At 63.3% G+C, this 18,912-nt stretch carries 19 protein-coding genes and 1 pseudogene; 10 read left to right on the top strand and 10 right to left on the bottom strand.

Going from position 1 to position 18,912, the window contains the following annotated elements:
* Window positions 1-55: 55 nt before the first annotated feature.
* A complete protein-coding gene (locus AMK05_RS06770; protein ID WP_064837713.1) occupies window positions 56-667 on the bottom strand; it encodes a glutathione S-transferase family protein in 612 nt (203 codons plus the stop codon).
* Between the two features lie 142 nt (window positions 668-809).
* Here AMK05_RS06770 and AMK05_RS06765 point away from each other — a divergent pair, with 142 nt between their 5' ends.
* Window positions 810-1,709 (top strand): LysR family transcriptional regulator, encoded by a 900-nt coding sequence (locus tag AMK05_RS06765; protein WP_064837711.1) that lies wholly within the window; start codon window positions 810-812, stop codon window positions 1,707-1,709.
* A gap of 125 nt (window positions 1,710-1,834) precedes the next feature.
* Here AMK05_RS06765 and AMK05_RS06760 read toward each other — a convergent pair whose 3' ends face one another.
* Both AMK05_RS06760 and AMK05_RS06755 read right to left on the bottom strand, forming a co-directional pair.
* Window positions 1,835-2,203: a DUF983 domain-containing protein gene (locus tag AMK05_RS06760; RefSeq protein ID WP_064841300.1), complete on the bottom strand. Its 369-nt coding sequence runs from the start codon at window positions 2,201-2,203 to the stop codon at window positions 1,835-1,837.
* A gap of 203 nt (window positions 2,204-2,406) precedes the next feature.
* Window positions 2,407-3,810 carry an aminotransferase-like domain-containing protein gene (locus AMK05_RS06755; RefSeq protein WP_064841299.1) on the bottom strand — a complete coding sequence of 468 codons (1,404 nt, stop codon included), beginning with the start codon at window positions 3,808-3,810 and terminating at the stop codon, window positions 2,407-2,409.
* A 290-nt stretch (window positions 3,811-4,100) separates the two neighbouring features.
* Here AMK05_RS06755 and AMK05_RS06750 point away from each other — a divergent pair, with 290 nt between their 5' ends.
* A complete protein-coding gene (locus AMK05_RS06750; RefSeq protein WP_064837709.1) occupies window positions 4,101-5,006 on the top strand; it encodes a S1C family serine protease in 906 nt (301 codons plus the stop codon).
* A gap of 27 nt (window positions 5,007-5,033) precedes the next feature.
* On the opposite strand, the gene AMK05_RS06745 is transcribed toward AMK05_RS06750, so the two are convergent.
* Window positions 5,034-5,921, bottom strand: coding sequence for a LysR family transcriptional regulator (locus AMK05_RS06745; protein ID WP_064837707.1), 888 nt, complete (start codon window positions 5,919-5,921; stop codon window positions 5,034-5,036).
* 102 nt (window positions 5,922-6,023) lie between these two features.
* Between AMK05_RS06745 and AMK05_RS06740 the strand changes: the two genes are divergently transcribed.
* Both AMK05_RS06740 and AMK05_RS06735 read left to right on the top strand, forming a co-directional pair.
* Window positions 6,024-6,641 carry an NADPH-dependent F420 reductase gene (locus AMK05_RS06740; RefSeq protein WP_064837705.1) on the top strand — a complete coding sequence of 206 codons (618 nt, stop codon included), beginning with the start codon at window positions 6,024-6,026 and terminating at the stop codon, window positions 6,639-6,641.
* A gap of 214 nt (window positions 6,642-6,855) precedes the next feature.
* Complete coding sequence (locus AMK05_RS06735) at window positions 6,856-7,236, top strand: VOC family protein (RefSeq protein ID WP_064837700.1); 381 nt, start codon at window positions 6,856-6,858, stop codon at window positions 7,234-7,236.
* Window positions 7,237-7,242: 6 nt separating this feature from the next.
* Here AMK05_RS06735 and AMK05_RS06730 read toward each other — a convergent pair whose 3' ends face one another.
* Window positions 7,243-8,205 carry a LysR family transcriptional regulator gene (locus tag AMK05_RS06730; RefSeq protein WP_064837698.1) on the bottom strand — a complete coding sequence of 321 codons (963 nt, stop codon included), beginning with the start codon at window positions 8,203-8,205 and terminating at the stop codon, window positions 7,243-7,245.
* Window positions 8,206-8,328: 123 nt separating this feature from the next.
* Between AMK05_RS06730 and AMK05_RS06725 the strand changes: the two genes are divergently transcribed.
* The 4 genes and pseudogenes from AMK05_RS06725 to AMK05_RS06715 all read left to right on the top strand — a co-directional run bounded on the left by AMK05_RS06725 (window position 8,329) and on the right by AMK05_RS06715 (window position 12,154).
* Window positions 8,329-9,729 (top strand): MFS transporter, encoded by a 1,401-nt coding sequence (locus AMK05_RS06725; RefSeq protein ID WP_064837696.1) that lies wholly within the window; start codon window positions 8,329-8,331, stop codon window positions 9,727-9,729.
* 96 nt (window positions 9,730-9,825) lie between these two features.
* Window positions 9,826-10,204, top strand: a pseudogene (locus AMK05_RS06720) (hypothetical protein).
* A 379-nt stretch (window positions 10,205-10,583) separates the two neighbouring features.
* A complete protein-coding gene (locus AMK05_RS35115; protein WP_164896004.1) occupies window positions 10,584-10,727 on the top strand; it encodes a hypothetical protein in 144 nt (47 codons plus the stop codon).
* 359 nt (window positions 10,728-11,086) lie between these two features.
* Entirely contained in the window at window positions 11,087-12,154 is a 1,068-nt protein-coding gene (locus AMK05_RS06715; RefSeq protein ID WP_442966261.1) for a fatty acid desaturase, read from the top strand.
* 8 nt (window positions 12,155-12,162) lie between these two features.
* On the opposite strand, the gene AMK05_RS06710 is transcribed toward AMK05_RS06715, so the two are convergent.
* On the bottom strand, window positions 12,163-13,077 hold the full coding sequence (locus tag AMK05_RS06710) for an SDR family oxidoreductase (protein ID WP_064837688.1): 915 nt from the start codon (window positions 13,075-13,077) through the stop codon (window positions 12,163-12,165).
* A gap of 88 nt (window positions 13,078-13,165) precedes the next feature.
* On the opposite strand from AMK05_RS06710, the gene AMK05_RS06705 reads away from it, so the two are divergent.
* Window positions 13,166-13,735 carry a TetR family transcriptional regulator gene (locus tag AMK05_RS06705; RefSeq protein ID WP_064837686.1) on the top strand — a complete coding sequence of 190 codons (570 nt, stop codon included), beginning with the start codon at window positions 13,166-13,168 and terminating at the stop codon, window positions 13,733-13,735.
* Here AMK05_RS06705 and AMK05_RS06700 read toward each other — a convergent pair.
* The 4 genes from AMK05_RS06700 to AMK05_RS06685 all read right to left on the bottom strand — a co-directional run bounded on the left by AMK05_RS06700 (window position 13,732) and on the right by AMK05_RS06685 (window position 16,416).
* Window positions 13,732-14,358: an exopolysaccharide biosynthesis protein gene (locus AMK05_RS06700; protein ID WP_064841298.1), complete on the bottom strand. Its 627-nt coding sequence runs from the start codon at window positions 14,356-14,358 to the stop codon at window positions 13,732-13,734. The two genes, AMK05_RS06705 and AMK05_RS06700, sit on opposite strands and share 4 nt — an antisense overlap.
* Before the next feature lie 25 nt (window positions 14,359-14,383).
* Window positions 14,384-14,686, bottom strand: a complete 303-nt coding sequence (locus tag AMK05_RS06695; RefSeq protein WP_064837684.1) for a hypothetical protein — start codon at window positions 14,684-14,686, stop codon at window positions 14,384-14,386.
* A gap of 43 nt (window positions 14,687-14,729) precedes the next feature.
* Complete coding sequence (locus AMK05_RS06690) at window positions 14,730-15,713, bottom strand: TerC family protein (RefSeq protein ID WP_064837682.1); 984 nt, start codon at window positions 15,711-15,713, stop codon at window positions 14,730-14,732.
* A gap of 226 nt (window positions 15,714-15,939) precedes the next feature.
* Entirely contained in the window at window positions 15,940-16,416 is a 477-nt protein-coding gene (locus AMK05_RS06685; protein ID WP_064837680.1) for a YcgN family cysteine cluster protein, read from the bottom strand.
* A 217-nt stretch (window positions 16,417-16,633) separates the two neighbouring features.
* Here AMK05_RS06685 and AMK05_RS06680 point away from each other — a divergent pair, with 217 nt between their 5' ends.
* Window positions 16,634-18,820 (top strand): transglycosylase domain-containing protein, encoded by a 2,187-nt coding sequence (locus AMK05_RS06680; protein ID WP_064837678.1) that lies wholly within the window; start codon window positions 16,634-16,636, stop codon window positions 18,818-18,820.
* Window positions 18,821-18,912: the final 92 nt, after the last annotated feature.

Below are 18,912 nucleotides of genomic sequence, written 5' to 3'. Positions count from 1 at the left end.
CCTCCTTAAGGCCACCATTTGGGAAACCGGGACGGTGATCCGTCCCAGCGGCGTCTCATGCGGCAAGGCCGATCTTCGTCTTGCGAAAGCCGACGAAGCCCGGCAGCGCCTCGATGCGCGCAAGCCAGGCGCGGACGCTTGGATAGGCCGCGATGTCGACATTGCCCTCCGGCGCATTGGCGATGTAGCTGTAGAGCGCGATGTCGGCGATCACCGGATTGTCGCCGAGCAGGAAGCTGCGGTCGGAGAGCTCCGCCTCGATCAGCGCGAGAATGCGGTGCGCCCGGGCGATCACCTCGTCCGCGCGGAAATCGGCGCCGAAGACAGCCACCAATCGCGCAGCGCACGGCCCATATGCGATCTCACCCGCAGCAACCGACAGCCATTTCTGGATTCGCGCCGCGGCCAAGGCTCCTTCCGGCAGCCAATCGGTGCGGCCGTATTTGCGCGCGAGATAGACGAGGATGGCAGAGGAATCGGTGACGACCGTGCCGTCGTCGTCGAGCACCGGCACCTGGCCGAATGGATTGAGCTTCAGAAACTCCGGTGCCTTATGGGCGCCCACCGCCATGTCGACCTCGACCAGTTCATAGGGCACGCCAAGCAGCGACAGAAACAGGTGAACCCGGTGGGCATGGCCGGAAAGCGGGTGATGGTAGAGTTTCATTGGCAGTTTCCTTTAGTCTTCCCGAACGACGGGCCGCGATTGACGATGGCCGCTTGCCATCTGCGGCTAATCTATTGCCTTCCACTTGATTGTAGTAGAATGCTAATCTGGAAGGCATATTCCCGATTTTCGGAAGGAAAGAATGGACCGCCTCGACGCCATGACCGTGCTTCTCGCCGTTGTCGAACAGGGCAGCCTGTCGGCCGCCTCACGGCATCTGCGGACGCCGCTGGCAACCGTCAGCCGCAAGATTTCCGAACTGGAAGCGCATCTGAACGCCCGCTTGCTGCAGCGAAGCAACCGCAAGGTCACGCTGACCGAGGCCGGCCGTTCCTATGTGGAGGCGGCGCGGGAAATTCTCGATCGGGTGGAAGAGGCGGAACGGGCGGCGGCCGGTGAATATAGCGCGCCGAAGGGCGCGTTGACGATGACCGCGCCGATCGTCTTCGGGCGGCTGCATGTACTGCCCGTCGTGGTGGATTTCCTCAAAGCCTATCCCGATATCAATCTGCGGCTGATGCTTGGCGACCGGCTGTCGAACCTCGTCGAGGATCATATCGATGTGGCGCTCAGGATCGGCAATCTGCCGGACAGCAACCTGATCGCCGTCAGGCTCGGCGCGATCCGCCGGACCGCCTATGCCAGCCCGGATTATCTGAGGCGGCACGTCACGCCTCCGCACCCAGCCGATCTTTCCACACATGACTGCATCACCTTCGAGAGCATGGCCTCGACGCTGAACTGGACATTCACAGAGGGAAAACGCGATCTCACCGTGCCGATCCGTTCACGGCTTGCCGTCAACACCGCCGAGGCGGCGGTGGATGCGGCGGTCGCCGGCCTCGGGATCACTCGGGTGCTGTCTTACCAGGCCGCCCGTGCCGAGACGGCCGGGCTGCTCACGCCGCTGCTTGTCGATTTCGAACCGCCGCCGGCACCGGTGCATCTCGTCTATCCCGCGCAGGGCATGGTGCCGTTGAAATTGCGGGCGCTCATCGATTTCGCCACGCCGCGCCTGCGCGCGACGCTCAACAAGCCCTAAAGCGCGTCGCGATCTTTCAGATTCGCTCCTTGCGCTTTAGCCCTTTGTTTTTACGCATGTCGTTGCGGCAAAAGCGCTCCGCGCTTTGCCTGACAAAAGCGCTGCACACTTTTGCGCGAAATGCTTTAGGCAAGCTTGCCCTCTTCCGCCTTGTAGAAATACTGGCTGGCGACCAGCCAGCCCTTCAGCGGCCTGAGCGGCGGAATGCAGGTCGCGAGCATGAAGGGGCCGGTGATCAGGAGCTGCGCCCAGATCGACGCCGAGAAAGCCACCTCCAGCCAGACGCCGAGCAGCACGCTCGGGATGCAGGCAAAGCAAATGACGAAAAAAGCCGGACCGTCGGCCGGATCGGCGAAGGAATAATCGAGACCGCAGGCCTCGCATTGCGGCTGCAAGGTCAGGAAACCCTTGAACATATGGCCCTGGCCGCAGCGCGGGCAGCGCCCCCTGATGCCGGTCTGCAGCGGCGGAAGCGGGGGATATTCGGTCTCCATGATGATCACACCTTATTCTGCGCGAGCATTAAACCAATCAATGCTCAACAATGTATGCATTCAATATAAATACATTGCCGGGACATTGCCAGTCAACTCGTCAGAATGCCGCAGATTTCCGCAGGTCGAGCCGACCGCGGATTGCACGGACATGATGAAGAAGGACTTGTAATTGCCTGAAGGCACGGCGCGGCGTTGCCGGGTCAGAAGAACGAAGCCGCCATTTCCGGTGGCCCCTCAAGTGCATGGGCCATGAATTCCAGGGCGCCCTGCAGTTTCTCGCGGCCGATCGGGCCGCCGAGGCAGACCCGCACGGCCTCGGGTGCGGCGCCCTCGACCGTGAAGGCATCACTTGCCACGACGCCGATGCCGGCGGAGCGCATATGGCTGCCGAAGGTGGAGCGGGTCCAGCCGTTGGAAAGCGGCAGCCAGATGTTGAAACTGATCGGGTCGGCGCGGAAGCCGCCGGCCGGCAGGATGGCGGCGACCATCCGCTGGCGGGCGGCGGTCTCGTCGCGGATGAAACGCAGGATCGCATCGGCGGTGCCGTCCTCGATCCAGCGGGTGACGAGCGCCAGGGTCAGCGGCGAGGCCATGACATTGTTGGCGCGCATGGCGCTGACGAAGGGCCAGACCGCCTTGCTATCCGGCGCCACCACATAGGCAAGGCGCAGACCGGCGCCGATGCATTTCGCCAGGCCGCCGATGTGCCAGGTCAGATCGGGGGCTATTGCCGCGAGCGGCGTCGGGCCCTGCTGCGGGATGAAGCCGTAAGCATCGTCTTCGACGATCGGCACGTGATATTTGCGGGCGACCGCCGCAATTTCCTCGCGGCGCCTGGCCGGGACAGTCAGCGTCATCGGGTTCTGCAGCGTCGGATTAAGATAGAGCGCCTTCGGCTTCAGCCGCTCGCAGGCTTCGGCGAAGGCGCCCGGCAGCACACCGTCCTCATCCATCGCCAGGCCGGCCAGATTGAGTCGCAGCTGGGCAGCGATCGAGCGCATGCCGGGATAGGTGATGATTTCCGAAAGCACGGTTTCGCCCGGTTTTGCCAGCAGGCCGAAGATCGCCAGCAGGGCCGGATGGGCGCCCGGGGTGACGAATATCCGCTCCTGCGAGGGCTTGAGCCCGCGACGGCTGAGCCAGGCGGCGGCGGCCTCCTTGTCGATACCGGAACCGCCGAAGCCCTGATAGCGCAGAAGCGGAATGAGGTTTGCGGCCACCGCCGCCATGCCCTCGCGCATGCGGGCGATCAGTTCCGGATCATCCGGCTCCGGTGGCATGTTCATCGAGAAATCGACGACAGATGCGCGGCGCGGATCGGCTGCGGCGCCAGCCGCGAAACCCTGGCGCTCCCTGTCCGCGCCTCCGGTGACGAAGGTGCCGCGGCCGACATGCGAATCGACAAGCCCGCGCTTCTGCGCCTCGACATAGCCTCTCGCCACCGTGGTGAAATCGACGTTCAGCCGCTTGGCGAGTTCACGCTGCGGCGGCAGCCGGTCGCCGGCCACCAGATGGCCGCTGCGCAGATCCATTTCGATGACATCGGCGATGGCCATGTAACGGGGGCTGCTGCTGCGGCCGAGATCGGGATGCCAGTCTTTCATGTCGCAAATCCGTGTCAGCCTGAGCCTGATGGGATTGACCGTATATTGTTGCACATTGGCGCTGTCACCAGAAATATCGCGCCTAGGATTTTGGTGCTGGCAGCGGATGGCATGGTGCGGCTTTTTCCGAGCGATTTGATTGCCCATTGAATGTATGGCGCCTTGGCTTCCAGGAGGTAGGAAATTCCATCGGCCTTAGCCTTGCCGCCGCCCACTCATCTTCTTACCTATTCAAGACAGGGTGCGCCGGATTTTGGGTCTCTCGCGCCGGCGCCTATCGGGATGAAAGCATGAATATCGATCCGATTTTGCGGTCAGTCGTGGCCGTTCGTTCTTCCATTCCGGACGATGCCTTCACAGCGGAGACGCTGGGCACCGTCCGGGAGGGCAGCGGCGTGGTCATTCGCGACAATGGGCTGGTGCTGACCATCGGTTATCTCATTACCGAGGCCGAAGAGGTCTGGCTGACCACCCGTGACGGGCGCGTCGTCCCCGCGCATGCGCTTGCCTATGATCAGGAAACCGGTTTCGGCCTGGTGCAGGCGCTCGGGGTTCTGAATGCGCCGGCAGTGGATCTCGGCGACGCGGCAAGCGCCAAGCCCGGCGATGCCGTCGTGCTTGCCGATGGCGTCGGCGAATTCGTCGAGGCGAACATCGTCGCCCGGCAGGAATTCGCCGGCTATTGGGAATATCTGCTCGACGAGGCGATCTTCACGGCGCCGGCCCACCCCTCCTGGGGCGGTGCGGCGCTGATCGGTTCGGACGGCAAGCTTCTCGGCATCGGTTCGCTTCGCCTGCAAATGAGCCAGGGCGACGAGGTCGCCGATATCAATATGGTCGTGCCGATCGACCTTTTGACGCCGATCCTCGACGATCTGCTGAACCGCGGCCAGGTCAACAAGCCGCCGCGGCCCTGGCTCGGCGCATTCTCCGCCGAGAGTAATGGCGGCGTGGTGGTGATGAGCGTCGCCGAAGGCGGTCCGGCCGCCCAGGCGGGCTTGCGGCAGGGCGATATCATCTCGGAGATCCGCGACGAGGAGGTCGACGGCCTGGCCGATTTCTACCGCAAGGTCTGGAGCAGCGGCCCGGCCGGCGCCGAAATTCCGATGCGGATTCTCAGGAACGGCCGGGAGGCCTGGCTGCGCATCAAGTCCGCCGACCGCAACAGCTTTCTCAAGAAGCCGCAACTGCAGTAGGGTCGCGCCGCGGCTGCTTGCACGATTCTAGCGGCGGAGATCCCCGGCGATCCAGCCGATCGCGGCCTTTACCCGGCGCGGCACGAATTGCCGCGACGGGTGCACCGCGTGGATCGGCAGGCTGTACTTTTCCCAATCGGCGAGCACCTCGGTCAGCCGCCCGGCGGCGATGTCGTCCTCGACCAGGACCAGCGGCGCGTAGACGATGCCGGCGTCCTCCACCGCGGCAACGCGCATGGCTTCGCCATTGTCGATCCCGATATTGCTGTTGATCTTTGCCGCCAGCGCCCGTCCCTCCTGATCTTCGAAATGCCATTGATCGCGCGGGACGAGGTTGAGGCTCAGGATGCAGCGGTGCTGTTGCAACTGCTCGGGATGTGTCGGCACGCCGTTCTTGCCGAGATAACCGGGAGAGGCGCAGCAGACGAAGCGATAGGTGCCGATCCTTCTTGCGATCAAGGAAGATGGCCGCAGATGCGCCACCCGAATGGCAAGATCATAGCCTTCGGCGATCAGATCGACGTTCCGGTCGGTCAGATTAAGCTCCAGACTGACAGCGGGATGCTGATTGGCAAAGCGAGCAATGGACGATGCCAAGCGCTTGACGCCGAGCGTCGTCGGGCCGCTGATGCGAAGGTGGCCGGATATTTCGTGCTTGGCGGGGCCGGCGAGGTCGTTCAACTGCTCCAGTTCATCGATGACCCTGCTGGCTCTTTCCAGAAACCGGAGGCCGATCTCGGTCAGCCTCTGGGTTCGCGTGGTGCGCTCGATCAGCTTGACACCATAGTCGGTTTCCAAAGCCTGAATGCGCCGGCCCACCATGGCGGGCGACAGGTTGAGCCTGGCGGCAGCTTTGGCGAAACTGCCGGCCGTCGCCACGGCTATAAAGGTCTTCAAATTGGTGAGATCGGTCATTCGATACTTTTATGCAATTATATTCCGCCATTCAATGCCATTCATGATGGGATCGCGGTCGGCTATATCGACGTCATTCAACTCGATAAAGGAACCGACCACATGAAAACCGCGATTATCGGAACTGGAAACATGGGCGCCGGCTTGGCGCGTCGCCTGGCAGGCAAGCGCGATCTGATCCTGGCGTCGCGCAATGAGGCCGCGGCAAAGTCGCTTGCCGAGGAGATCGGCGCCACGAGCGCACCGATCTCTTCGGCCGTGGCCGAAGCCGATTTTCTGGTGCTCGCGCTGCCTTATGCTTCGGCGCTCGAATTTGCCGGAACGACGGCATTGCAGGGCAAAATCGTCGTCGATATCACCAATCCGCTGAAGCCCGATTTTTCCGGTCTGCTGTTTGGTCACGACACGTCGGCAGCCGAGGAAATCCAGCACCGGGCCAGAGGCGCCAAGGTCGTCAAGGCCTTCAATACCATCTTTGCCGAGCTGTTCGCGGCCTCCCCAAAACACACCTCCACCATACCGGTCTTCCTGGCCGGCGACGATGATGCTGTCGAAACCTCCGCAGCGCTGGTCAAGGACGCCGGCTTTGCTGTCGACAAAACCGGCTCGCTCGATGCCGCTCGCCTGCTCGAACCCTTGGGAATGCTCAATATCCGCCTTGGTTACGGCCTGGGCCGCGGTACGGGCATTGCTCCGAAATGGGCTGCGATCGACGGCTGAGATTGCGACTGGTCCCGCCGATGCGGGGCCAGTCACTCCTATCGCCGGATTGGACGGCTGACCGACTTCCGCCGAACAGGATCGCCTGAGTCTCCAGGCAGCAACGGCCAGCGCCGTTCGTTGACTTGCGACGGCGGTTGAAAGATGGTGGGGTCGCGCCATGTTGAGGTGAAAAATCCGTCTGGAACGAGCGATATAAGGAGTTTTGCGGCCCATGTTCGATCATGTCTCCATCGGCGTCAAAGACCTGGAAAGAGCCCGCCGTTTCTACGATGCGGCGCTGGCTCCGCTCGGTTATGAGCGCCTGTCGAATTCCGACACCATGATCGGCTACGGCCCGGAACGGGTCGGGCTCTGGGTGATGCAGGTCGAGCAGCCGGTTCTTGCCGATCTGCGATCCGGGCTGCATTTCTGTTTCGTCGCGCCTGATGAAGCCGCGGTCGACGCCTTTCATGCGGCAGCTATCGCCTCCGGCGGCACGGATAATGGCGAACCGGGCATCCGGCCGGATTACGGGCAGTTCTATTACGCCGCCTTCATCATCGATCCGGACGGCTACCGCCTCGAAGCCTATTTCCACAAGGGCGAGCTATAATAAGGATCAGGCCGCAGCTCTCGATATCGAGACGCGGCAGCCGGAGGCTACGAGCGCCTCGCCGGCGACGTCGAGGAACAGACGGCGGAACCAGCGCGCCCGGCCATCGGCCTGGTCGACCCGGCGATAGAGCATGGTCACCGGATCGGCCGGCAGCGAAAGTGGCGGCGCAGCGATCGTCAGGCCATGCAATTGCGCCATGCAGCGGCCGATCGATTCCGGCACGATTGATATGGCGGGCATCGCCCGCAGCGCCGTCGGCAGGGCGGAAAAGCGCGGCACCGTCGCCACCACGCGCCTGACATGACCGGTGCGGCTCAGCGCGGCATCGATGCTGGTCGCGGCATTGCCTTCGAACGAGACGGTGAGATGGGCGACCGCGGCGAAATCCTCAAGGCTCAATGGCGCCTTCAGCTTGAGTTGAGCATCATCGTAGATGCAGATCGAGGCCTGGTTGAACAGCGGCGCGCGGATGTGCCAGGAGGCCGGTTCGTCATGCACGGAAACGCTGAAATCGAAAACCCCCTCGTCCAGCCGACGGGCGGCCTCGCGCTTTTCCGAAGCGATGCCGATCAGCCGGGCGCCGGGCGAAAACTGCAGCAGGCGGGCGGCAAGCGGGCCGAAGAAGGCGGATTCGAGATTGTCGCACATGCCGATGCGGAACTCGCCCTGCCAGCTCGCCGGATCGAAGTCGGCCTGCGGGCGGATGGCGCGTTCGATGCCCGACAGCGCATCCTCGATCGCCGGGGCAATCGAAAGGGCGCGTGGCGTCGGCTGCAGGCCGCGGCCGACGCGCACGAAGAGTTCGTCATCCAGCGCCTCGCGCAGCCTTCGCAAAGCCGCCGACAGGCCCGGCTGGCCGAGCAGCAGCCGTTCGGCGGCGCGGCTGACATTGCGCTCCTGCATCAGCACCGAAAAGGCGAGCAGCAGGTTCAGGTCGATTTTGCGAAGCGTGGCATCATTCATCATCGTGAGTAATACCTGGCATGGCTACTATCAATTTGCAATAGGTCAGGAAGCTGTACATTTTCTCGTTCCCTGCCGTCCGCGCATCCTCCCTCGACGAGGCGGCAGCAAAGAAGGAACGTTTCGATGACACTTTCCAAATCGAAAAGCGGAGCGGGGCTGGCATTGTTGCTGCTCTGCGCCGCCAACTTTCTCGACGCCATGGACGTCTCCACCATTGGTGTCGCGCTGCCCGCCATCCAGGCCGAACTCGGCATGGAGGCGACTTCGCTGCAATGGGCCGTCAGCGCCTATGTGCTCGGCTATGGCGGTTTTCTGCTGCTTGGCGGCCGGGTCGCCGACGTCTTCGGCCACCGCCGCGTCTTCCTCTGGTCACTGGCGATCTTTGCCGCCGCCAGCATCGCCGGCGGCTTCGTCGATAGCGGCCCGACGCTGATCGCCGCCCGCTTGATCAAGGGCATCGCCGCCGCCTTCACCGCGCCGGCAGCGCTCGCCCTGCTGCTCTCGGTCTTCGGCGAAGGGGCCGCTCGGGCGAAAGCGCTCGGCGTCTTCGCCTCCACCGGCGCCACCGGCTTCGTGCTCGGCATGGTGCTCGGCGGTGCCGCGACGATCTTCAGCTGGCGGGCGACGCTGGTGATGGGCGCGCCGGTCGCCATCCTGACGCTGCTGCTTGCGCCGCTGGCGCTGCCGGCCGATCCGAAACGAACAGGACCGCGGCCAAGCTTCGACTGGGCCGGCGCGCTGACGATCACCCCCGGCCTGCTGCTCTTCGTCTTCGGCATCACCAATGCCGCGGCCGCCGGCTGGCAGGCTTTTGCGACCTGGGCTTCGCTCGCCGCGTCGCTGGTGCTGATCCTGTTGTTCCTCGCGGTTGAAGCCCGCCATACCGATCCGATGGTGCCGCTCGGCATGTTCCGCCGGGCGAAGCTCCGGCATGCCAATGCAATTGCCGCGCTGTTCCAGGGCGCCTATGTCGGCTTCCAGTTCCTGGCGACGCTCTATTACCAGAACGTCATCGGCTGGTCGGCCTTCACCACCGGCTTCTGCTTTGCGCTTGGCGGCGTCTTCGTGATGTTCCTCGCGCCGCGTTTTGCGAGCCTTGCGCAAAATCGCGGCGCCACCGGGCTGATGGCCGCAGGTGTCGGCCTGCAGGCCTTCAGCTATATCTTCTGGGTGACCGCACTCGGACATGTCGACCCGATCCTGCTGGTGCTGTTCTCGCAGATCCCGCTCGGTCTCGGCTACGCCATGACCTACCCTTCCGTGCAGGTCGCAGCCCTTTCCGACGTCGAGGATGACAAGTCGGGGCTCGCCTCCGGACTGCTCTTTGCCTCCTTCCAGATCGGCGGCGGCATCGTGCTCGCAGCCGCCTCGGCGGTATTCGGCGCCGCACCGCATTTCGGTTGGGATCCTTATGTCGCCGGCATCGCCTTCGTGGCGCTGCTTGCAATCGCGATCACCCTGCTTGCAGCCGCCGGCCCGCGGACATCGGCCGCGCGGACGTCGGCCTATCAGGCAGCGGAATGAGGCTTTCGGCCCGCACCCCGAACCGGTGCGGGCTTTTCATAAGATAAAACGCATATAAGCAGCAGAATCCCATTGCCTTGCCTCGGTGAAAGGAGCATGGTCTCGCCTTCGGCAGCCATTGTACGGGCGCTGCCGACGGAGGGTTTTCCATACCCTCGCCCCGACGAAAGGAGGGCCGATGTCTTCCACTTCCGCAAAGCCGCATCTGACCTCGTCCGATCTCGACATGCTGCAGGGCGTACTCGACGAGGCCGGCTACGACGCCAGAATCCCGACCGACGACGAATGCGTCTTCAACGTGGCAGCCGTCCTGTTGATCAGGCTGTTCCAGGAGGGCGTCACCTCGCCGGTCCTGCTCTCAAAGGCTCTCGAATACCATTTCGGCAAGCCGAAGGCGCCGCCGAAACCGATCACTCCCATCTGCAACCGATATGCGATACAGGGATTGCCGCGCGAAAAACGCGCCGCCGGCTGATTGGTATCTGCCGGCTGGAAAGGTAATTTTCCACCGATGAAGCTTTTCCTTCATTGAAGCCTCTGCCGGACGGGCAGACCGGGCGCTGCTGAAATATGGCTTTCTTGCGGCAGCGCCTTAATGGCGTCTCATTTTCATGCCATAAGAAGTCATTGATGATTGACCGAAATATGCGGTGGCGGGGTTTCCGGCACGGCTGTTTCCCGGGATAAAGCCCCGGCATCGGGTTCGAGCCTGCGTTTTCATTCCATTCCCTGTGGTCCGCCGCTGCCGGGTTGCCTTCGTTATCATCTCGCGAACGTCGATCGCGACCGACAAACGGGGGCGATTGCGGCGCAGCCCGCAGCTTTCCATTGCAATGAGAGAGGAGATTTCATCCATGGCAAAAGGGCAAATGAGAAGCAACCGCGAAGTCCGCAAGCCGAAGAAGGACAAGCAGGCGGCGAAGACGGACAGCACATTCTCCAACCAGATGAAGACGGCCGCCAATAGTGCGCCGCACGGCAGCGCCCCGAAGAAGTAGCGCCTCGCATCTGCGCGGCGGGGACGGCTTGCGCCCCCGCTGCCGGCAGGACGGCATAATTCCTCAAAGCGAAATCGATTTTCCGGAATGGATCGTCGGCAGCCTCGCAGCGATAGAGCGTCTTTGGCACATGCCGCCGGACGCGCCGCGCTCCGGCGCGGCACAATCACCCATTGACATGCTTTCAGAAAAACGGGAAGTGCTGCGACCATGACCTCTCTTGAAAGAATGCACCCGTTGGATCATCCGCCCCTCCTCCTTCGCTCGGCCGTGGTGAACGCCCTCGACCTTTCGAGCATCGCTGTTTTTCACGGCGTCATTCTGTGATCGAAGCCGCGCGCCGCAACGAGAGCGAGGAAATGCAGATTGCCGCTTCGGCCCAGCCCGATGAAAACCCGGCACCATCCGATGCGCATAAGGAGGCCTTCGCTGAAAAGCACTGGTTGAAGATCCTTGCCGGATATCGCCAGCCACGGGCCGGACGCAGCGCTTTCGAGCTTGCCGTCACGGTCGTGCCTTTCGCGCTGTTCTGGGCCGCCGCATGGGCCGCGGTTCATTACAGCTTCTGGCCCGGCCTGATCCTCGTCATTCCCGCCGCCGCTTTCCTGCTGCGGCTGTTCATGATCCAGCATGATTGCGGCCACGGCTCATTTTTTGCCCGCCGCCGCCTCGACGACTGGGTCGGGCGGATCATCGGCATCCTGACGCTGACGCCTTACGATTACTGGCGCCGGGCGCATGCCGAGCATCACGCCTCGGCCGGAAACCTGGACGAACGCGGGGTGGGCGACATCGAGACGCTGACGATCGCCGAATACAATGCGCTGTCGCGCTGGGGCCGGCTCGGCTACCGGCTTTACCGGCACCCTATCGTAATGTTCGGGATCGGGCCGGCATGGCTGTTCATCTTCAAGCAGCGCCTGCCGTTCGGCATGATGCGCTCCGGCGCCCTGCCCTGGGTCTCCACGATGGCGACCAACCTTGCCATCGCACTCGCCGCCGCACTGCTCATCTGGGCGGTCGGGATCGTTCCCTTCCTGCTGGTGCATCTGCCGACCGTGCTTTTGGCCGGTGCTGCCGGCGTCTGGTTGTTCTACGTCCAGCATCAATTCGAAGAAACGCATTGGTCGAAGAAGCCGGAATGGCAGTTCCAGCATGCAGCCTTGCACGGCGCCTCGCATTACGACCTGCCGCCGGTGCTGCGCTGGATCACCGGCAATATCGGCATTCACCACGTGCATCACCTGTCGAGCCGGGTGCCTTACTACCGGCTTCCGGAGGTGCTGCGGGACCATCCCGAGCTTGCCGACCTCGGCCGCATCACGCTCATGGACAGCCTGCGCTGCGTCAAGCTGGTGCTGTGGGACGAACAGACGAAGCGGCTGGTGTCGTTTCGCGACGCGGCGCGGCTTGCAGCTGCGCGGTAACGGCAGCCTCAGCGATAGCCGGTGACATCGGCCGGCTTGCCCGGCTCCTGCACTTCCACGATGTAACGCCAGCAATCCGGCCGCGACCCGTCGATATCGTCGAAGCCATAGAGTTTGGCCAGGCCGCCGCTCGACAGCGACTGACCGTTCCAGCGGGCGCGGTCGGGATCGGCGGCAATGGCGGCCACCGCCCGGCCGACGAAGCGCGGCGTTTCGGAAATGGCGAAATGCGGCTGCACCTTGGTCGCCTCGCGCCAGTCTTCCTCGCTGACACCATAGGCATCCAGCATCATTTCGGAGCGCAGCCAGCCGGGCGTGATCGAAACCGCCATGGCGCCGTGTTTTGTCAGATCCTGGGCATGCGCCCAAGCCATGCGGGTGACACCCGTCTTGACGAGGTCGTAAAAGGGCGACAGCCGGTAATGCGTGGCATTGTAGTCGGCCGTGCCGTCGGTCACCTCCACCAGCAGCCCACCCGGCCGCTCGATCATCAGCGGCAGCGCATAATGGGCGGTGATCAGATGCGTCTCGATGCCGAGCCGCAGCATACGCAGGCCTTTTTCCAGCGAATGCTCCCACACGGATTTGTCCCATTCGAACAGTTTTTCACCGCCCCAGATGTCGTTGACGACGATATCGAGCCGGCCGGCCTCCGTTCGGATGCGGGCAACCAGCGCCTCGACTTCGTCCGCGACGAGATGATCGACCCGAACGGCGATACCCCTGCCGCCCGCAGCCGTTACCAGCTCGGCCGTCTCCTCGATCGTCTCCGGCCTGGCATATTCGGATTGCTGCGCGCGTGTCGTGCGCCCCGTCACATAGACGGTGGCGCCGGCAGCGCCGAGTTCCACCGCGATGCCGCGGCCGGCGCCGCGTGTGGCACCGGCCACCAAAGCCACTTTCTCCCGCAAGTCCGCTGTCATGTCTCCATCCTCCCCGATCGAACCGAAACCGCCTATTGTATATAAACGAATGATCGTTTACAAATAAGGCAGATGCAAGAGGAATTATATGCCGCGCCGCCGCACGCTCTCCGATGAACAGCTTCTCGCCATGGTGCTAGCGCTGATCCAGGCCGAGGGGCCGGATGCGGCAACCTTTGCGGCGGTGGCCAAAGCCAGCGGCCTTTCAGGCTCGACGCTGGTGCAGCGCTTTACGACGAAGGCGGCGATGCTGCGCGCCGCACTGCTCTATGCCTGGGACAGGCTGGATGCGGAAACGGCACGGCTTGCCGGCAGCGTGGCGAAAACGCCGGATGGCGCCATCGCGCTGCTCGTCGGCCTGTCGCAGGATTACGGCGACAATGCCGCCGCCTATGGCGAGGGACTGCTGGTGCTTCGTGAGGATTTTCGTGATCCGGTGCTGCGGGCCCGCGGGGCTGCCTGGGGCAAAGCGCTGACGGCGGCGATCGCACGCTGTTTCGGATCGGCGAGCGCGCCTGAGACCATCGCCCGGCTGATGCTGTCGCAATGGCAGGGCTCGCTCACCTGGTGGGGTTTTGGCGCAGAAGGCCGAGTGGATGAATATGTGGAGACGGAGCTGCGGCGGTTCCTCGCCGCGGTCCCCGTCCATTCGGCTTAAGAGGCCGTGAAGATCATCGCCTTGATAAAATAAAGCGAGGCGACGGTGGTGACGATCGTCGCCGATGTGAGCAGCAGTCCGATCAAGGTGACGAGACCATCCCGCTCCATCAGGGCTACGGCCAGCACGACCAGCGAGACCACCGGCAGAATATTGCCGAAGGGGATCGGCAGCGCGATCACCACGGCAAGCAGGAAGACAGGAACGCCAAGAAGTGCCTGCACCGTCGGACCGGTGAGGGCCTGCAGCCGGCCGGCGCGCACGAGCTTTTCCACCCGGGCGATCACCGGAACCGCGTGACCCACGATAAGATCAAGCGCCGCGGGCGACACCCGGCGATCCCTGAGGATGGCGGGCAACCAGACCTTTCGGCCACCGGCGACGATCTGCAGGGAGACCAGCGCCAGCGCGGTGCCGAAAACCATTCCGAACGGCCCGGGGATCGGGGTCAGCGCCGGGATTGCCAGGAACAGAATGGTGAAGGCGATGCTCGTCTGGCCCATCGCCTCCAGAGCCTCGCCGATGGAGAGGCCGCCTTTCACCCGGGCGATTTCCAGCATCTCCCGAAGCCGCGCAGTGGCGACACCGCGCGGCGGGTGTCTATTTCCGTCGTGATCAATCACACGCTCCATTTTCAGCTGGTTGCCGTCACGCACCCTCGCCGTCTCCCTTCAGGGCACTGGCGAGGGCTGCGCATTGCGGATCGCTGCCGTCGAGAAGTTCTGCCGGCGCGGTATGGCCGATCGCTATGCTGACGACCGTGGCCGCCGCCCAGACGTAGTCGCCGGCGGCGCGCTCGATGAGCCGCGGCCCCTGGGATGTCAGGCAGGCCTGGGACTGGCGGACGATCTCCACGGGAAGCCGGGCGCTTTCAGCCTGTTGCTGTATCTCAGCTTGCAGCGGGCCGACAACCAGGAGAGCAAAAATCCAGCCGATAAAATCCGAAATCATATCTGTTTCCTTCCTTTGTTAACGTATTCCTCGCAGAGCCCGCTCAGGTGGGCTGCTGCGGATCCCGCGTCTTGAGGAGGCTCCAGACCACGCCGGCGGCGATGATCGCGAAAGTGATGCTCAGCGACAGCGCAGCCGGGAATTTTTCCAGGCCCAGCAGATCGGCGACGAAGATCTTCGAGCCGATGAAGATCAGCACGATGGCAAGCGCGGGCTTCAGATAGCGGAAGCGATGGATCATCGCCGCCAGCGCGAAATAGAGGGCGCGAAGGCCGAGGATCGCGAAGATGTTCGAGGTATAGACGAGGAACGGATCGGTGGTGATCGCGAAGATCGCGGGGACCGAATCCACGGCGAAGATGACGTCGGCCACTTCGACCATCACGAGCGCCATGAAGAGCGGCGTGATGAACCAGGTCATCGCTCCCGTCCGGGGGTTTGCCTTTTTGACGAAGAACCGTTCGCCGTGATGTTCCTCGGTGACGTTGAAACGGCTGCGCATGAAGCGGACGAGGACGTTCTTCGAGACATCAGGCTCGGCCTCCTTGACGAACAGCATCTTGATGCCGGTGACGATCAGGAATGCGGCGAAGATATAGAGAAGCCAGGCGAATTCGGCGACCAGCGTGGCGCCGACGCCGATCATGATGGCGCGCAGCACGATGACGCCGAGAATGCCCCAGAAGAGCACCCGGTGCTGATAGAGGCGCGGCACGGCAAAGAAGGAGAAGATCAGGGCGATGACGAAGACGTTGTCGAGGGCCAGCGTCTTTTCGACGACGAAGCCGGTCAGATAGGCAAGGCCGGCCTCGGAGCCGAGGTACCACCATACCCAACCGCCGAAGGCGAGACCGAGCGCGATATAGAGGGCGGAAAGCCTGACGCTTTCGCCGACGCCGATTTCCTTGTTCTGCTTATGAAGAATACCGAGGTCGAACGACAGAATGGCGATGACGAGGACGAAAAAGCTCGACCACATCCAGAGCGGCGTTCCCAGCCACTCGACGAACAAAAAAGACGGATTCACGGAGAGTCCCCTGTCGGCACTGGTTGTCGGAGAAGAGGTCCGACATCGCAAGAGTGCCGAAGCTCTCGCCAGAGGGGCCCGGACCAGCGGGTTGAGCCGCAAGTGGGGTCTCACTTTTCAATAATCAAGCAGCGGCCGGCGCCAATTTTACGTTTTGCGCCGAAGATACGCGGCCGTGCGAATGGGTCATTCGCCCCGCAGGCGAAAGCCGAGGGCGCCAGCCGCCTCAGGCTTCCTCCTCGTCCTTCGCCTCGCCGACGGTCAGCGGCCAGTCGACGACGTAATCCTCGAGATCGTCGATATCGATCTCGTTTTCGTTGATCGTGCGGCCGCGCGCGGAAATGCCGGCGGCATGAACGGTCTCGGGATCGCCGGAGACGAGCGGGTGCCACCAGTAGAGATCGCGGCCCTCATTGACCAGCCGGTAGCCGCAAGTGGGCGGCAGCCAGGCGATATCGGGCACGTTCTCCTTGGTCAGTTGCACACAATCGGGTACAAAATCCCAGCGGTTCCCGTAGCTGGAGCAGCGACAGCTTTCGCCGTCGAGCAGCTTGCAGCGGACCGAGGTGAAATAGATATCGCCGCTATCCCATTCCTCGATCTTGTTGAGACAACAGAGTCCGCAGCCGTCGCAGAGGCTTTCCCACTCGGCGACGGTCATTTCGGCCAGCGTCTTGCTCTTCCAGAAGGGCAGATCGTTCATCGTTCGTTTCTTGCAACAGCGGCCCGCAAATTCGCGTGACCCTCATGCATCTCTCTTGTTATCAGCCGCAAAATCAATCAATTCTTCAGTATGCTCCTGGTACCGGAGAACTGTCTCCCGGTATCGGCGAGCTTTGCGGCCATATGCAGGCCTCGCGCTTTCGTCGCCTTCCGGCGGCAGGATATGACCGAAGTGCGATCAAGCGGGAATACAGGACGTGCAGGACCCGGACAACCCAGAAAGCGGCTCGGAAAACGAGCCGGGAAAAGCGGCGAACGGTACGGCGGGCAAACGTCTGGCGAAGAGCCGTCACATTCTGCTGCGCATCGACTCCTGGATCGATTCGACCGTGTGGAACGCCGGCTTCCGCGCCGCTGAAATCTGGGAAGACATCACCATCTTCTTCCGCCGCTTCCGCGTGCGCGGCTGGAAACGCATGGTCTTCGAACTTGCCGGCGAAGGGCTGACGCTCGGGGCGGCCGGCTCCGTGCTGATGCTGCTGCTTGCCCAGCCCGCCTTCGAGGCGACCAAGGAGGACTGGCGCAACCGCGGCGATTTCGCCGTCACCTTCACCGACCGCTACGGCAACGTCATCGGCCATCGCGGCGTCATCCACCAGAATTCCGTGCCGATCGACGAGCTGCCGGATTCGCTGATCAAATCGGTGCTCGCCACCGAAGACCGGCGCTTCTTCGACCATTTCGGCATCGACGTCATCGGCCTGTTCCGCGCCATGGTCACCAACGCCCAGGCCGGCGAAGTCGTGCAGGGCGGCTCGACGCTCACCCAGCAGCTCGCCAAGAACCTGTTCCTGTCCAACGAACGCTCGATCGACCGCAAGGTCACCGAGGCGTTCCTGGCGCTTTGGCTCGAGGCCAACCTTTCCAAGAAGGAAATCCTCTCCACCTATCTCGACCGCGCCTATATGGGCGGCGGCACGTTTGGTGCAGCCGCGGCGGCGCAGTTCTATTTCGGCAAGAACATCACCGATGTGAATCTCGCCGAATCCGCCATGCTCGCCGGCCTGTTCAAGGCGCCGGCGAAATATGCGCCGCATGTCAACCTGCCCGCGGCCCGTGCGCGCGCCAACGAGGTGCTGACCAATCTGGTACAGAGCGGGCTGATGACCGAGGGTCAGGTGATCGCCGCAAGGCGCAATCCGGCGACCGTCGTCGACCGCAATGAGGTGGAATCGCCGGATTTCTTCCTCGACTGGGCTTTCGACGAGGTGCAGCGGCTTTCGCCGCGCTTCCACCAGCATTCGCTGATCGTGCGCACAACGATCGACATGGGCATCCAGCAGGCAGCGGAGGATTCGGTCGAGACGTCGCTGCGCGAATATGGCGAGGCCTATCACGCCAAGCAGGGCGCCATGGTGATGATCGAGAACGGCGGCGCCGTGCGCGCCATGGTCGGCGGGCGGGATTACGGCGAGAGCCAGTTCAACCGCGCCACCCGGGCGCTGCGCCAGCCGGGCTCCTCCTTCAAGGTCTATACCTATGCCTTGGCGATGGAGAGCGGAATGACGCCGCAGACGACGATCGTCGACGCGCCGATCTCCTGGGGCAACTGGAGCCCGCACAATTATGCCAACCGCTATGTCGGCCGCATCACGCTCGAGACTGCGATCGCCCAGTCGATCAACACCGTGCCGGTCCGGCTCGCCAAGGAGAAGCTCGGTATCCAGCCGATCCGGGCGATGGCGAAGAACCTCGGCGTCGAAACGCCGATCCGCGACGACGTCACCATTCCGATCGGCACCTCCGAGGTGACGGTGCTCGACCAGGCGACGGCCTATGCCACCTTTCCGGCCGGCGGCTACCAGTCGCGCCGCCACGGCATCAGCCAGATCCTCGATTACGAGGGGGATGTGCTCTACGATTTCGACCGCGACGAGCCGGCGGCCAAACGCGTGCTGTCGGAACAGGCCGACGCCTATATGAACCAGATGCTGTCGCGCGTGCCCTATGTCGGCACGGCGCGCAAGGCGGCTCTCGACAACGGCGTTTTGACCGCCGGCAAGACCGGCACCACCCAGGCCTATCGCGACGCCTGGTTCGTCGGCTTCACCGGCAACTACACCTGCGCCGTCTGGTTCGGCAATGACGACTACACCTCGACCAACGAGATGACCGGCGGCTCGCTGCCGGCGATGACCTTCAAGCGCGCCATGGACTATGCCCATCAGGGCGTGACGCTGCGCGCCATTCCCGGCGTCGAAAACCCCCTGCCCTCCGAAAAGGACGTCGCCAAGACCGTCGTCGCCAAACCGCAGGACGGATTGCCGCAGCTCATCCGGCCGCGCATGCTCTCGGTGCAATCGACCAATGTCCTGAAAGATCTCGGCAAAAAGCTGAAAAATGCCGCTCCGCTTGCGCCAGCGAAGGTGGCGAGCGCGGAGTAGTTTCTGGGTGGATGGCGTCGAACGATGCCCGGGAGATCGGCGAGACCCGCCCCTCATCCGCCCGCCGGCACCGCCCGGGGTCGAGCCACGGG

Source organism: Rhizobium sp. N324 (genome assembly GCF_001664485.1).
Classification (GTDB): Bacteria; Pseudomonadota; Alphaproteobacteria; order Rhizobiales; family Rhizobiaceae; genus Rhizobium.
Note: the sequence above shows the minus strand (reverse complement) of the source record. Positions and strands in the feature narration are given on the sequence as shown.